Origin of the sequence: Bradyrhizobium sp. SZCCT0148, from assembly GCF_018129985.1 — a bacterium.
Taxonomy (GTDB): Bacteria; Pseudomonadota; Alphaproteobacteria; order Rhizobiales; family Xanthobacteraceae; genus Bradyrhizobium; species Bradyrhizobium japonicum_H.
On record NZ_JAFCKT010000001.1, the window covers coordinates 33,822 to 49,090 of the forward strand.

The following is a 15,269-nucleotide window of genomic DNA, read 5'->3' on the forward strand; positions in this document are numbered from 1 at the left end:
TCCGTTTCTGGCCCTAAGCAGACCATTAACCGCCGCTCCGGCGACGTCAGCAAATGACCCAAAGCGGAAGTTGGCCCTAGCCCAGCTGCCCTCCTGTATGCTTTGATGCTCTTGCAACATTTACTCTAAATGCGTTCCTTGGCGGGAGAACGGATGGAACGGCGGTTGGCTGCAATTCTCGCTGCTGATGTGGCGGGCTATTCCCGCCTCGTTAGCGCTGACGAAACAGATGCGCTGGCGCGATTGGCCACGCTGCGGCGCGACATCATCGAACCCAATATTGCGGGATATTCAGGCCGGCTATTTAAGATCATGGGCGACGGTTTCCTGGCGGAATTTTCCAGCGCCGTTCAAGCGTTTTCCTGCGCGCTCGCAATTCAGGCGGAAACCGATGCGGTGGCCTCCGATTTCGATGAAACCAAAAAGATGCAGTTGCGGATCGGCATCCACGTAGGCGACGTCATGGTGGAGGGTGAGGATCTGATGGGCGACGGCGTCAATATCGCCGCACGTTTGGAAAGCATTGCAGCTGTCGGCGGCATTTCCATCTCCCGCGCCGTCCATGACCAAGTCCGTGACCGCATCAAGGTTGAGTTCGACGACAAAGGCGAGGTCACCTTGAAGAATATCGCTCGGCCGGTTCAGGTATTCGCCCTAGCTGGAGCGAATAGTGCCGCGCCTGTCAATATGACGCCCGCCGCGCTCGCACTCCCCGACAAGCCCTCTATTGCCGTGCTTCCGTTCCAGAACATGAGTGGCGATCCTGAGCAGGAATACTTCGCAGACGGTATTGTGGAAGACATCATCACCGCGCTGTCGCGCTTCAAGTCGCTGTTCGTGATCGCGCGCAACTCCAGCTTTACCTACAAGGGCGAAGCGGTGGATATTAAGAGGGTCGGTCGCGAACTCGGAGTAAGATACGTATTGGAAGGTAGCATCCGCAAAATCGGGGCGCGAATACGCGTCACGGGACAGTTGGTGGATACGTCAACCGGCGGACATATTTGGGCTGACAAATTTGACCGTGAACTGGACGATATTTTCGTTCTACAGGACGAGATTACGGAAAAGGTTGCCGCTGTCATTGAGCCAAACATCACGCGCGCCGAAATCGATCGTGCAGCCCGTCCGCGGCCGGATAACCTTACGGCCTACGACTATTACCTTCGCGCGCTGCCTCGCTACTACTCGATGACCGAGGAAGGGTTTACAGAGGCTCTTCAATTGTGCTCCCGTGCACTCGAAATCGACCCCCGCTACAGCGCAGCGGTTCGGCTCGCAGCGGACATGCACGGACTCAGGCCGGCCCAGGGATGGTCCAAAGACGTCAGATTGGATTACGCCGACGCCATGCGCTTTGGCAGGCGGGCCTTAGAGATAGATGACGCGGATCCCGATACACTTGCTATGTTTGGTAGAGGAACGGCTGCGTTTACCAACGATTACGACACGGCAAAGGAGATGGTTGATCGTGCAGTCGAACTAAATCCAAATTCGGCGCGAGCGTGGTCCGAGCGGGGCTGGACCTATCGATATATGAAAAAAGCCGACGAAGCATTTATCAGTTTCGAGCGCGCCATACGCCTTAGCCCGGTGGACCCGAAGCTGTACGATACCCTTACGGGGGTGGCGAGTACGCTCATCATGTTGAGCCGCGATGACGAAGCAGCCGCGAGGGCGAGACGGGCTCTTGCGCTCAATCCGCGGTTTACATCGGCCCATCGGTGTCTTGCCGCTGCGTTGGCTTATCTCGGTCGCGGGGCGGAAGCGAAGGAAGCCGCCACCGCCCTGTTGGAAATTGAGCCGTCATTTCGCATTAACGCATGGGCTAACTACGGCGGACAATGGCAGGGGCAACGATTCCTCGATGGTCTTCGCCTCGCGGGGTTGCCCGAATGACCACGATCTTCTCGTTCGCCGCTATCTTTCCCAACTTCCGGCGTTGGCCCATCTGCGAAGTTGCGGTCGGTCTCTCGAAGGTCCGCTTATCACGGGCAGAGCGGACTAGATTTGCTCGTTCGCGAGGATATTCAGAATTTGCTCAACAGCGAGCTTAGGTCGCCAAAGTAAGGCCGCCTCAGATGGCGGCCTTTTGCACTTACAGCGCATTGTGGCCCATCAGTGAAGTTTGCATTTCGGTTGCCGTCTTCGTGTCTAATGTTCGAGCCTAGCGCCGCCGCTCGCCCGGGCTTCCGCGCAGCGCGCTGCGAGCGGAGTTGCGGTCGATAGAACGGTTTTTACACCTCCCTCGAAGGTAATAGCGACCCTCGTTGATGAGGTCGCTAGAAAGGGCGTTAGGGTTGTAGAAGCGCCTCTATCCACCGCACCTCCGACAGGTCCGAATAAATCAGAACGAGCAACTAGACGACCTGGACGGGCTAAAGTTCGAATGAGCGTCCCTGGGTGGCTTCGTGGGGGTTGCTAGCGGTAACCCCAACGGGGGCGTTCACACTAATTGTTAACCTTAATGGAATGTAAAAACGTCGGGATGACAGCCGAGTCATCGGGTTCCCTGTTCGATCTTCTTAACCGGGCGTTCACCATCCCGATTGACTCAAAGTGGGAGACCTGCGCGGGTGTGGTTAACCGGCCGCGCATAAAGACGAATTATGGAATCTTTTTTGGTCCACGCGAAAAGCGTGCCACGCAATGTTGTTGCGTTCGGCATGGCTCGACCCGATCCGCTGGAGCCATGTGTCCAGCGCATTTAGAATCCCTTAACCATCTTCGCGGGGACAATTTTGCTGAGTGCCCGCGCAGGTCGGCGTGAGGTCCCATGCTTCTGTTTATCGGAATCGAGCTACCGGGTAGGATCCGTATCACTCGGATCACCCGAAAAGGTGATGGGCCCTAGCGCATTCACTCTATTCAGGTCGGAAGTCTGGCTTCTGAAAAATAAGACGAGCTGCCGAAGTCCAAAATTCAGCCTCATCAAAAGCTGAGACCTGACGTCACGGCCGGACGCAGGACCAAGCAAACGCTTTCTCAACCGGCCGCCAACATAATGGCGCAGACATAAGGGCGGGGCGTATCCATGAATTTTACCAGGGCGGAACGCATCTCTCTGAAGCTACATCCGGAGCTGAATGAGAGGTGGGTGCAGGACTTGATTGCTGGTGATCCCAAGATACTTGGATTGGGCGATCTTGTGCTTCGAGACAAGGAACGAATGCAGCCCCGCGCAGGCCGGTTGGATCTGCTCCTTCAACATCCAGAAGGAAAGCTGCGGTACGAGGTTGAGGTTCAGTTAGGCGCGACGGACGAGACGCATATTATCCGCACGATCGAGTATTGGGACATTGAGCGGAAGCGCTACCCGCAATACAAGCACTGCGCTGTGCTGGTTGCGGAAGACATCACCAGCCGCTTTCTCAACGTTGTGTCATTGTTCAATGGATTCATTCCGTTGATTGCTCTCCAGATGCAGGCGCTTAAGGTTGGAGAGCATACAACGCTGGTCTTCACGAAAGTGATGGACGAGTTGTCTAGGGGGCCGGTGGACGAGGACGAGGACGCGGCAGCTACCCCGACCGATCGGCCGTACTGGGAAAAGCAGGGCACAAAAGCGACGGTTCAGCTTGCCGACGAATTACTGTCTATTGCGCGAGAGATTGATCCATCATTGGAGCTGAAATACAACAAACTCTATATCGGACTGTCGAGGGCAGGACAGCCCTTCAATTTTGTGATCTTCCGTCCGAAAAAGAAACACATCCGTGCCGAAATTCGGTTGCCGCGGACCGACGAGGTCGATGGCAAAATTGAGCACGCGGGAATAGAGACTCTGGACTACGACGAAACATATCAAGCGTATCGCCTCGCCCTCGGCGCTGATGATATCGCAAAACACAGAGAATTGCTGCTGGAGCTGATGCGCGCGTCATATCAGGGCCGGATGTAGCAAGAGCGCTCTGACATCACTTGGCGCACGCGAGTGCCCTAATGCGGGCAATGAAGCTCTCCCTTGTCTCACCGATTTGCGGCGATTTCTCTTAGCTGCTCAGGTGTTAGGATGGCTCGCCGAATCGACCTGTAGTCATCGCGCGGCACTTCGATCAACTCGTCGTCAGCTTCGAACAGCATCTTGGGTTCTTTACCGGTGTTGATCAGATCGACGTAACAACCGTAATCGATCTTAAAGACGTCAAACCGCTTGCCCGCCTGATCCTTTGCGGACACGTTCTTCTTCAGGATGTGTAACAGTCGTGCATCGAACAGGTCCTCTATCGTCTCATCTCTCACGTTGTTTGGGAACAGAAAGGCGCGGGCTCGACGCCTGCCGATCACTTCGTTGATAACCACCATGAGAATATCCGACAGATGGTCGCTTCCTCTGATCACGGATGCCTTGTCTCGTTGATACCAATCGCGCGCCGCCTCTCGAACATGGTTCATTGAAATCTTGTTGTTAAATGCCTTGGTTGCGACTGTAGCAGCGAGGTTAAGCGCATCCCGCGGCACGCCTTCAACCGCGCGTACGAACTCCTCGAAGACGTTCACCTGAGTAAACAGGGCATGGATCAGATCCTCAGCCGTGCGAACAGCAGGATCAACATTCTCCGACTTGCTGTAGTGTCGGAATATGAGATTCTTGAAGAATTGGATTGACCGCTGTTCGTCTGCGTCGAAAACTAGAAAATCATCTAGGTTGAGGCTCGCAGACATGTCGGCGCCCAGCTCGACGCCCGTGTATTCACCACGCCCTGTACCCCTAAGGGTGAAATTGGATCGGTGCTCGATCGCGGCGATCTTCACGATGCAACGCGGTGATGGCAGGACCGTTCTCCTGAGCAGGTCCGCAAGATATGGCTGAAGCTCCAAGGGAACTTCGCTCCATTCGTCGATGAAAAGCCAAACCCTCTCTGCGCCCAAAACCTCGATCAGCCCCGTCAGCGCTGCTTGGACGCTGCCAAAATCGATGTGCAACGCCGGCTCGCCAACAGTCTTCGCTCGCGATTGCTCAGCTGATTTGGATGTGGCTTCGGCACTCGCCGATGCCGTAACGGATGCTGCGGCCGCCAAGGTCGCCGCCAGAGAGCCGCCGGCCTTGGCGGTGTTCTCTGATGAAGTTGTCGTTTCGCGTTCGATCGTTCTTCTGATTTTTACGGACGAGATAGCTGTTTGAAAGTCGTCGAGACGGACAGCGACCTGCTCCGGATGTCGAGCGGTATCGAGCGCAGCGACGGCGCATGGATAGAGCGAGGCAAGGACGGCTTGAAGAACGTCATTGATGAGCTGGGTACTGCGCTCCGCCAGAGATTTTGACGTGTCATTGTAGATCGAGGTGTTAGATCCGATGGAGCGCAAATCCATATAGACTGGGATCTCGCCGCGCTTGGCAACGAGGTCAGCGACAAATTTCAAGGCGTGGGTCTTGCCAGTTCCGCGTCGGCCGTAAACCACCTGGCTATTAGCATTCGAAAGCAAGTCCATCATCGGAGCTGAATCTACGAAGGTGTCTACCACCATATCATCGGTATACTTTTCAGCTCGCAGCGAGAAATTGATGAAGGCCTTTTGCAAAGAGACAACATCGACTTTGTCAGTCAATCCCATAGCGTCACCCGTTTTGGTAGCAAACTGCAATGTAACTGCCTCTCAACGTACAGGCGAGTAATTTTTGTGATGTCTCAGCGTTGGCCCCTCAGCCGCGCCGAATACTCCGGAGGAGTTCTCCGGCGCTCCACGTTGTGCTCTGATCCCTAAGCGCGACGGCGAACCCTTAAAGGGCTCCCGAATTGAGCCGCACCAATTTCCGGTCTACGCTTCAAAGTGCTCCCGCCGCCTCCTAAAGCCCTTTAGCGCGGCTGTGATGTTGGCGTCCGAGTGGGAAGGCGCCCGCTTACGGGTGAAACCACATTTGCCAGTGCGGATGTGCTGGCTTTCGTAGAGGGCCCCGTTGCTAGCTGCACGAAGGACGTTTTGATTGAGTTCAATTTATATCTGAATCCGATCCAACCCTCACGGCCAGCGCCCTTCTGCAAAGGGTTTCGAGGCTGGAACATACCCGCGTTTTGAAGGTCGGCCGACAGGTAGTAAATCGCATAGTTCCTTTGGTCACATTCGTTGACGAGCACAAGGAAGAGCGGAAAATATATTCCGGCGCTCATGCGCTCGTTGTGAGGCTTCCAAGCAGCTCCGGCGATTTCGGAAGGGATTCTCTCCACTGACGACTTCTTCGTTGTTTTTACCTGCGCGAGGTAGCCGCAGAAATCGCAGATAACATCTGCACATTTGAAATTAGGCCCCAATCGCTTAAGCGTCTTTGAGCGCTTGCACCTGGGACAACTACACATCCGAACAACTAACTCTTCGCCGAACAAGCCAAGCTTTTGCTTGTCCGTCATTCTAGGGGGCTTGGACATGCTCTGATCCGACTGCCAGTAACAAGAGGGAAGCGGGATGTTGTGATTCGCGTCGCGCGATTTTATCGCTCGGGGAAAATGCGGCTACTCGTCTACAACTCTGAGTGCGCCACAAGCGGATTTCGTGATGCAGACTTGATCCGTGCAGCCGCCACTGTATGTTGAGCGGCAGAAGGCGGGACACATGATGGACACATGGTCTTCCTTGCAAGATAGAACTAAGTTCTTGAAAATAAAGAACTAAGCGGGCGTAGTTCAATGGTAGAACGGCAGCTTCCCAAGCTGCATACGAGGGTTCGATTCCCTTCGCCCGCTCCAAAGGCTTCCACGCCGGCGCGATGGCCCAAGCGGCCCTGTCGTCTCGTGGGCCCGAAAACCCCAGCGGCTTTGAACTGGAAACAACGGCACGTTGAGCTGATGCTCTCCTGTCCTAATCCATTGCGCTTAGCACGAACTGCAGTCTGTCGGCAGGCCGGCGCTGAGTTCAATGTCTCATGGCCGGGGTACCGCCCACGCGAATGCGCGCGCAGCTCGACAGACCGGGCCTAGGGCCGGATCGAAACCAACGAGGTGCAGCGCATCGAGAGTGGACAGAGCGTAGTCGGGAGAAAGTCCCATGCCTGATGTACGAATTCACATCGTCTCCGCCCTGATAGCCGCCTTCGCGATCAGCTCGGCGTACTCCATGACCGCGCTGCAGGAGCAGCAGGCCTCTGCGATCTCGGCACGGGCCATGGTCCCGAAGAAGCAAGCCGCCGTGACCAAGCCGGCGCTGCATCGGCTCGTGATCCAGGTCAACCAGAACGATCCCGCCGTGATGAACCTGGCGCTCAACAACGCAACCAACGTGCTCGAATACTACCGCAAGAAGGGCGAGGAGGCCGATGTCGAGATCGTGGCGTTCGGTCCCGGGCTGCACATGCTGCGCAAGGACACGACACCGGTCGCCGATCGCATTCACGCCATGAGCGAGCTCAGCTTCCCGAGCAAGATCCGCTTCGCGGCATGCGGCGTCACCCGGGAAGGGATGGAAAAGAAGGAAGGCAAGCCGCTCGAGCTGCTGCCGGAGGCGTCCATGGTACCCTCCGGCGTCGTCCATATGATGGAGCTGCAGGAGAAGGGCTGGAGCTACGTCCGGCCGTAGCAGAGCGACGCATGGGAGGTCGCGATGATGCGCAAGCTGCTGTTGATCCTCGCCTTGTCGCTAGTCGCGCTGCCTGCTTCCGCTCAAAATGCCAACGGCGCCGGTGCCGACAAGCGGTCCGCAGATCGTGCTGCAGCCGTGCCGCCGCGGGTCAATCGCGCCGCGCGCGCCGTTTACCTGCAGAACTCGGAAGCAGAGATAAGGGATCGCATCAACGCCGGCTCGATCGGCCTTGCCGCCGGATTGCTGGAAGGCGCGCCGCTCCGCTTCGCCACCGAGATCTCGCGGGTGGTCAACGAGGGCGGAAAGGTAAAGGTGCTTCCCATCGTGACGCGCGGGCCGACCGAGAATGTCAACGACCTGCTCTATCTCAAGGGGGTCGATGTTGCGATCATCAACAGCGACTCGCTCGACGAATACCGCGCCCAGGTGCCCGAGATCGAAAACCGCATCGTCCATGTGATGAACCTGTTTCCGTCGGAGTTGCACATCTTCGCTCGTCCGGAGATCAACACGCTCGCCGACCTCGCGGGCAAGAAGGTGAATTTCAACACGCAGGGCACCGCCGCCGCCTATTCGGGTCCGCTCATCTTCAGCCGCCTCGGTATCGAGGTCGAGAAGACGTTCGTGCCTCACCCCGTGGCACTCGAGCAGATGCGCAAGGGCGAGACGGCGGCCGTCGTCTTCGTCACGTCAAAGCCGGTCGACGCTTTCGTGAAACGCAAATGGGACGAGGGCTTCAAGTTCCTGCCGGCGCCGTTTGGACCGGGATTGATCGACTATTACATTCCCGCCTCGCTGACCTCGGCCGACTATCCGGCACTGATTCCGGCGGGACAGACGGTCGAGACGATCGCAGTGCCGACCGTTCTCGTCGCCTATAATTGGAAGCCGGGCTCGCCCCGCCACGACCGCGTGACGGCGTTCGTCAACGAACTGTTCGGCAAGCTCGATGAGCTGCGCGTGTCAGGCTTCGATCCGAAATGGAAGGATGCCGATCCCTATGCCAGCGTTCCCGGGCTGCAACGCCTGAAGGCGGCCGATAGCTGGCGGGATTCCCACCAAATTGCCAACCGGATCATGCGTCCATGAGGCGGCTCGGCGCCATCCTGTGCGCCATGATCGAGATTGCGCAGGCCCGCGGTCAATCCGCGTCCGGCACCTTGAAGGGCCTGGACGAATGCGTCGCCCGAACAAGCGACGCCGAAGCGGCCTGCGATGAGGTCGGCGGCGACACCGCGGCTCGTCTTGCCTGCAGGTTGAAGGCGCACAGTGCGGAGAAGCAATGCCTCGACAATCTGTTCGCGAACAGGGGTGGCGCCAGGCAGCCTGGCGATGCGCCGGCGAAACCGCTTGTCCATACGCCGCCGGGACCCGTCGCACCCGAGCCACCGACAGCTCAACCGGATCGAAGCGATTCGACCGCGGCTCTTCCGGCCGCAAGCGGCTGGCTGATCAGCGAGACGACGTCGCCGCGAGACTTCTCGCCGCTGTTCGTCGCCAAGCTGTATGCGCTTTCCCCCATCGCTCCCGATGCGCCCCAGACCCTGGTCCTGCGTTGCCGGAACGAGCGGACCGAAATATCCCTGGGTGCCAACGGTGTCTGGCGTCCGTCGCGCAGTGCAGACGTCGAGGTCGCGATGCCCTCCGATCTCCCCGCGGCGAGACCGCTGCGCTGGCGCCTGGCGGTCGATGGCCGCACCGCGTTCATGGTGGACGATCCGGTCGGTCTGCTGCGTACGCTCAGCGGAGGGCGAATGTCGGTTGCGGTGACCGACGGCGTGGGCCGCACCGTCAGCGCGACCTTCGACCTCGCCGGCATCGACATCGTCCGCGCCAGGCTTGCGAATGCCTGCCATTGGCCGAATGCGACGGTCGACTCGCGAGGGCGGTGACGGCGTGTCGTGTTGCGGCTCAAAAGGCGAGTTTCCGCTGCACAGCCCTCAAAATGAGTTGCGTACCTCAAAACGCCTCTGCTAGCCTTCAGCCATGGCCGAGACCCTCACTCCAACCGCGCTGACGCTGAAGGACATCGCCCGTGAGGCGGGTGTCAGCCTCGCGACCGTGGACCGCGTGCTGCACAACCGGCCGGGGGTGCGGCCGGATACGGTGCGGCGTGTTCAAGCGGCGATCGAGCGCAACGCGTTCCAGCCGCACGTCGCCGCGGCCGAACTGGCCCGCGGCCGCTCACGCCGCTTTGCCTTCGTGATGCCGTCAGGACCGAACCCGTTCATGCAGCAGATCGAGGCCTATCTCGGCGAAATGTCGGCCTGGCTCGCGGTTCGCCGCCTCAATGTCGAGATGGTCGCAACCGACGTGTTCGATCCATCGGTGCTCGCAGCCTCCCTGGAGGCGCTGTCCGGCGATTGCGACGGCGTCGCGGTGGTGGCGCTGGATCATCCCAGCGTCCGCGCGGCGATCAACGATCTCGTCGACGCCGGCACCAAGGTGGTGACGCTGGTGTCCGACGTGCCGTCGTCGCGCCGGCACCATTATGTCGGCATCGACAACATTGCCGCAGGGCGCACCGCCGGCGCGCTGGTCGGGCGGCTGGCCGGCCGAAAGTCCGGCAAGGTCGCGATCGTCGCCGGCTCGCAGGGCCTGCGCGACCATGCCGAGCGCATCTTCGGCTTCAACCAGGTGATGGCGTCGGAATTCCCCGGTCTCAGCGTGCTGCCGGTGCTGGAAGGGCGCGACGAGGACGATCGTTCGGAACAGGTGCTGGCACGGCTGTTGGCGAAGCATGCCGACATTGTCGGCCTTTATAACGTCGGCGCGGGCACGCAAGGCGTTGCCAAGGCATTGAGTGACGCCGGCCGCGACAAGCAGGTCGTGTTCGTCGGTCATGACGTCACCGTGCTGACGCGCCGGCTGCTGCTGCAGGGCGTGATGGATGCCGCGATCTCACAGAACCCCGGGCATGAAGCGCGTGCCGCGGTGCGCGTGCTGCTCGCGCTCGCTCGCGGCGAGCCGATCCTGCGCGAACAGGAGAAGATCAGGATCGACATCGTGATGCGGGACAATCTGCCCTAGGGGGCGGCTCTGGCGGAGAGCGCGACGTCAAGATCGCGCCTCGCAATGAACAAGGAGGAGACGACGTGTATCTCGGACTGGACATCGGCACGTCCGGCGTGAAAGCGGTGCTCGTGAGCGAAGCCGGCGCGATCCTCGCGACGGCGGCGCGCGAGCTCGCGCTGTCGCATCCGGCGCCGCTGTGGTCCGAGCAGGATCCCGATTCCTGGGTCGAGGCCGCCATCGGTGCGGTCGACAATCTTGCGGCCCGCCATCCGCGAGAGGTCGCGCAGGTCCGCGGCATCGGCCTGTCGGGCCAGATGCATGGCGCAACGCTGCTCGACGAGGACGGTCGGCCGTTGCGTCCGGCGATCCTCTGGAACGACGGCCGATCGCAGGCCGAATGCGCCGTGCTGGAGCAGCGTTGCCCCTCGCTGCACGCGATCACCGGCAATCTGGCGATGCCCGGCTTCACCGCGCCGAAGCTGCTGTGGGTCGCGCGGCATGAGCCAAAAACCTTTGCGCGGATCGCAAAGGTGCTGCTGCCCAAGGCCTACGTGCGCTATCGCCTGACCGGCGAGATGGTCGAGGACATGTCGGATGCGGCCGGCACGCTGTGGCTCGATGTCGGTCTGCGTCGCTGGTCGCCCCTGTTGCTGCACGCCACCGGGCTCGATCTCCACCACATGCCGCGCCTCGTCGAGGGCAGCGCCGTGAGCGCGGCGCTCGGGCCGGAATTCACCCAGCGCTGGGGGATGATGAAGGATGTCGTCGTCGCCGGTGGCGCCGGCGACAACGCCGCGAGCGCGATCGGGCTCGGCGCCATCGCGCCGGGCGATGCGTTCCTGTCGCTGGGGACGTCAGGCGTGGTGTTCCGCGTCACCGACCGGTTCGCGCCGGCGCCTGAAACCGCAGTGCATGCGTTCTGCCACGCATTGCCGGGCCTCTGGCACCAGATGGGCGTGATGCTCTCGGCGGCGGCGTCGCTGGCCTGGCTCGCCGGCGTGATGGAGACACCGGCCGCAGCGCTGCTGGCGCCGCTCGGCGAACGCGTCGATGGGCCGAGCCCGATCAAATTCCTGCCGTATCTCGACGGCGAGCGCACGCCGCACAACGATGCCGCCGCCAGCGGCGCCTTCGTCGGCCTGCGCGGTGCGACCGGGCGAACGCAGATCGTGCAGGCCGTGCTCGAAGGCGTCGCCTTCGCCGCGCGCGACAATCTGGCGGCGCTGAGCGCGGCGGGCGGGCCGGTTGCCGAACTCGATCTCGTCGGCGGCGGCTCGCGCTCGCCGCTGTGGGCGCAGATCTGCGCCGATGTGCTCGGCATTCCCGTTCACCGCGTCGAGGAAGGCGAGGTCGGGGCAGCGCTCGGCGCCGCCAGGCTCGGCCAACTCGCTGCGACCGGCGAGCGACCGGCCGCGGTCTGCACCCGCCCGCGGCGGCTCGCGAGCTTCACGCCCCGCGCATCCGTCACGGGAGCCTATGACGAAGCCTATCGGCGATGGCGCGAGCTGTATCCCGCATTGAAGGAGTGTCCTTAAGTGAACGCGCCAGCCAAATTCTTCGATGCCACTGCGCCCGTTGCCTTCGCCGGCAAGGAGGCGGGACAAGCGCCCTCGTTTCGCTGGTACGACAAGGACCGCCTCGTGCACGGCCGCAGGCTGGAGGATCATCTGCGCTTTGCGGTCTGCTATTGGCATTCGTTGTGCTGGCCGGGCAGCGACCCCTTCGGCGGCGAGACGTTCCTGCGGCCTTGGCACCACGGCACGGACGCCATGGCGCAGGCGCGGGCCAAGGCCGACGTCGCGTTCGAGCTGTTCCGATTGCTCGACGTGCCGTTCTTCACCTTCCACGACGTCGACGCGGCGCCGGAAGGCGCTTCGCTCGCCGAATCCGTCGCCAATCTCAACGCGATTGCCGATCTGTTCGAACAGAAGATGGGGTCGAGCAAGGTGCGCCTGCTGTGGGGCACGGCGAATTTGTTCACGCATCGTCGCTACATGGCGGGCGCCGCGACCAATCCGGACCCCGACATCTTCATCTACGCGGCAGGCCAGGTCCGCGCCGCGCTGGAGGTGACGCATCGGCTTGGCGGTCAGAACTACGTGCTGTGGGGCGGGCGCGAGGGCTACGAGACGCTGCTCAACACTGATCTCAAGCGCGAACTCGACCAACTTGGCCGCTTCGTTTCGCTCGTGGTCGAGCACAAGCACAGAATAGGCTTCAAGGGGCCTATCCTGATCGAGCCGAAGCCGAAGGAGCCGACCAAGCATCAATATGATTTCGACGTCGCCACCTGCTACGGCTTCCTCGAACGCTACGACTTGCTCAGCGACGTCAAGCTCAACATCGAGCAGAATCACGCCATCCTTGCCGGCCACTCCTTTCACCATGAGGTCGCGCTGGCCGAGGCGCTTGGCGTGTTCGGCTCGCTCGACATCAACCGCGGCGACGATCTGCTCGGCTGGGACACCGACCAGTTTGCGATGAACGTCCCGGAGCTGGCGCTGGTGTTTCACGAGATCCTGAACCGCGGCGGCTTCACCTCCGGCGGGCTCAATTTCGACGCCAAGATCCGGCGGCAGTCGATCGACCCGGACGACCTGATCCACGCCCATGTCGGCTCGATGGATGCCTGCGCGCGGGCGTTCCTCGCCGCCGCCGACATGGTCGATGCCGGCGCGCTCACGGCGCCGCTGACTGAACGTTACCAGGGATGGGCTGAGCCTGAGGGCCGCGCCATTCTCGGCGGTCAGCGTTCGCTCGCCGATCTCGCCGACCGCGCGCTTCAGCCGGGCTTCGATCCGCAGCCGCGCTCGGGCCGGCAGGAATATCTGGAATCCCTGGTCAACCGCTATGTCTGAGCGAGGCTGCTGATGGCAAATGCTGACGCGACACCGGTCCTCGAGCTGTCCGGGATAGGCAAGGAGTTCGGCGCGATCCGCGCGCTACACGGCGTCGACATGCAGGTCATGCCGGGCGAGGTGGTCGGGCTGATGGGTGACAACGGCGCCGGCAAGTCGACACTGGTCAAGATCATCGCCGGCAATTTCCGGCCCAGCCACGGCGAGATCCGCTTTGCCGGCAACGCGGTGCATTTCAGCCGGCCGGTCGATGCCCGTGCGGTCGGCATCGAGGTCGTCTACCAGGACCTCGCGCTATCGGACAATCTCACCGCGGCGGCCAACGTGTTCCTCGGCCGCGAGCTGAAGCGCAAATTCGGGCCGATCGCGCTTCTCGACCACAAGGCGATGGCGGCGCGCGCGCTGGAGCTGTTCGGCGAGCTGCGCTCGGAGACGCGCCCCGACGACCTCGTCAAGCAGATGTCGGGCGGCCAGCGCCAGGCCGTCGCGATCGCGCGGACGCGGCTCTCCAATGCGCGGCTGGTGATGATGGACGAGCCGACGGCGGCGATCTCGGTGCGCCAGGTCGAGCAGGTGCTCGGCCTGATCCACCGGCTCAAGGAGCAGGGCGTCGCCGTGATGCTGATCTCGCACCGCATGCCCGACGTGTTTGCGGTGTGCGACCGCGTCATCGTCATGCGCCGTGGCGAGAAGCGAGCGGACAAACCGATCCACCAGACCTCGCCGGAGGAAGTCACCGCCCTCATCACCGGCGCGAAGGAGGCGGCGTGATGGCCATGCCCATGGAATCTCCCGTCATCTTCTCGAACGTCGGCAAGACGAAGTGGTGGCAGCGCGGCATCTTCGCCTCGCAGACCGGCTACGTCCTGCTCGCCCTCGCGGTGCTGCTGGTGATCATGCATTTCGCCAGTCCTTATTTTTTCACCGAAGGCAACATGCAGAACGTGGCGAAGAACTTTTCCTTCATCGCCATCGCCACGCTCGGCGTCACCTTCGTCATCATCACCGGCGGCATCGATCTGTCGGTGGGATCGATGATGTGCTTCTCCGCCATGATCACCTCGATGGTGATGACCGAGCTGTCGGCACCCGGCTCGCAGGTGGGGGCGATGTTCGTGCACACGGCGGCCGACGGAAAGACCGTGGTGGCCAACGTGCCCGGCCTGATCCTGCTGGTCTCGATCCTCGCCGGCCTCGGCGTCGCGCTGATCGCGGGTCTCGTCAATGGCTTCTGCATCGCGGTGCTCGGCCTGTCGCCCTTCGTCACCACGCTCGGCATGCTCTCGATCGTGCGCGGACTCGGCTATGTCGTCTCCAACGGCCGCGGCAGCTTCCCGGGCGGGCCGGACGCGGATCGCTTCTATGCGCTCACCTCGGGCGACGTGCTCGGCGTGCCCGTGCCCTTCATCTATCTGATCGTCCTCGCACTGGCGATGGCGGTGGTGCTGCATCACACCTCGTTAGGCCGCCACGTCTTCGCGCTCGGCGGCAACGAGAAGGCCGCCGAACTCACCGGCATTCCGGTGGTGCGGGTGAAAATCGAGGTCTACGTGCTCTGCGCCCTCGCCGCGGGCCTGCAAGGCATCATCATCTCCGGCTGGCTCGGCTCGGCGCCGGCCAACATGGCGACGTCCTACGAGCTCAACGTGATCGCGGCGGCCGTGATCGGCGGTGCCAACCTCGCCGGTGGCATCGGCGGACCGCTCGGGGCCATCGTCGGCTGCGTGCTGCTGGAGGTGATCCGCAACGGTCTCGTGCTGGCGCAGGTCTCCTCCTACTGGCAGCAGACGCTGGTCGGGGTGATCATCATCCTGGCCGTGCTGGTCGACCGCATCCGCTCGCGGATGAACTGAGTCAATGTCGTTCCGGGAAGGCAAATAAAAT

Annotated in this window: 12 protein-coding genes and 1 tRNA gene; 11 read left to right on the forward strand and 2 right to left on the reverse strand. The window is 61.4% G+C overall.

The genetic code is table 11. The annotated features are described in order from the left end of the window. Positions 1-165: 165 nt before the first annotated feature. Positions 166-1,899 (forward strand): adenylate/guanylate cyclase domain-containing protein, encoded by a 1,734-nt coding sequence (locus tag JQ580_RS00175; RefSeq protein ID WP_249133883.1) that lies wholly within the window; start codon positions 166-168, stop codon positions 1,897-1,899. A gap of 1,135 nt (positions 1,900-3,034) precedes the next feature. Then, positions 3,035-3,901, forward strand: a complete 867-nt coding sequence (locus JQ580_RS00180) for a hypothetical protein (RefSeq protein WP_212277715.1) — start codon at positions 3,035-3,037, stop codon at positions 3,899-3,901. A gap of 68 nt (positions 3,902-3,969) precedes the next feature. Here the strand turns inward: JQ580_RS00180 and JQ580_RS00185 are convergent, their stop codons facing one another. After that, positions 3,970-5,556 (reverse strand): ORC-CDC6 family AAA ATPase, encoded by a 1,587-nt coding sequence (locus tag JQ580_RS00185; RefSeq protein ID WP_212277717.1) that lies wholly within the window; start codon positions 5,554-5,556, stop codon positions 3,970-3,972. A 242-nt stretch (positions 5,557-5,798) separates the two neighbouring features. Next, positions 5,799-6,365, reverse strand: a complete 567-nt coding sequence (locus JQ580_RS00190; RefSeq protein ID WP_311981821.1) for a DpnI domain-containing protein — start codon at positions 6,363-6,365, stop codon at positions 5,799-5,801. Positions 6,366-6,609: 244 nt separating this feature from the next. Between JQ580_RS00190 and JQ580_RS00195 the strand changes: the two genes are divergently transcribed. The 9 genes from JQ580_RS00195 (at position 6,610) to JQ580_RS00235 (ending at position 15,238) form a co-directional block, all read left to right on the forward strand. Beyond that, positions 6,610-6,683: transfer RNA gene (locus JQ580_RS00195), tRNA-Gly, on the forward strand. Between the two features lie 298 nt (positions 6,684-6,981). Next, positions 6,982-7,509, forward strand: a complete 528-nt coding sequence (locus JQ580_RS00200) for a DsrE family protein (protein ID WP_212277719.1) — start codon at positions 6,982-6,984, stop codon at positions 7,507-7,509. 24 nt (positions 7,510-7,533) lie between these two features. After that, the gene (locus JQ580_RS00205) at positions 7,534-8,601 is read left to right on the forward strand and encodes a TAXI family TRAP transporter solute-binding subunit (RefSeq protein WP_212277721.1); all 1,068 of its coding nucleotides are present in this window, start codon (positions 7,534-7,536) and stop codon (positions 8,599-8,601) included. Further along, positions 8,598-9,404 (forward strand): hypothetical protein, encoded by an 807-nt coding sequence (locus JQ580_RS00210; protein ID WP_212277723.1) that lies wholly within the window; start codon positions 8,598-8,600, stop codon positions 9,402-9,404. The genes JQ580_RS00205 and JQ580_RS00210 overlap by 4 nt, the downstream gene beginning before the upstream one ends. 94 nt (positions 9,405-9,498) lie before the next feature. Beyond that, positions 9,499-10,542 (forward strand): LacI family DNA-binding transcriptional regulator, encoded by a 1,044-nt coding sequence (locus JQ580_RS00215; protein ID WP_212277725.1) that lies wholly within the window; start codon positions 9,499-9,501, stop codon positions 10,540-10,542. Positions 10,543-10,607: 65 nt separating this feature from the next. Further along, a complete protein-coding gene (xylB, locus tag JQ580_RS00220) occupies positions 10,608-12,062 on the forward strand; it encodes a xylulokinase (RefSeq protein WP_212277726.1) in 1,455 nt (484 codons plus the stop codon). Next, positions 12,063-13,385 carry a xylose isomerase gene (gene xylA, locus JQ580_RS00225; protein ID WP_212277728.1) on the forward strand — a complete coding sequence of 441 codons (1,323 nt, stop codon included), beginning with the start codon at positions 12,063-12,065 and terminating at the stop codon, positions 13,383-13,385. It abuts the gene before it with no gap. Between the two features lie 12 nt (positions 13,386-13,397). Beyond that, on the forward strand, positions 13,398-14,156 hold the full coding sequence (locus JQ580_RS00230) for an ATP-binding cassette domain-containing protein (RefSeq protein ID WP_212277730.1): 759 nt from the start codon (positions 13,398-13,400) through the stop codon (positions 14,154-14,156). Then, complete coding sequence (locus JQ580_RS00235) at positions 14,156-15,238, forward strand: ABC transporter permease (protein WP_212277732.1); 1,083 nt, start codon at positions 14,156-14,158, stop codon at positions 15,236-15,238. The genes JQ580_RS00230 and JQ580_RS00235 overlap by 1 nt, the downstream gene beginning before the upstream one ends. Positions 15,239-15,269: the final 31 nt, after the last annotated feature.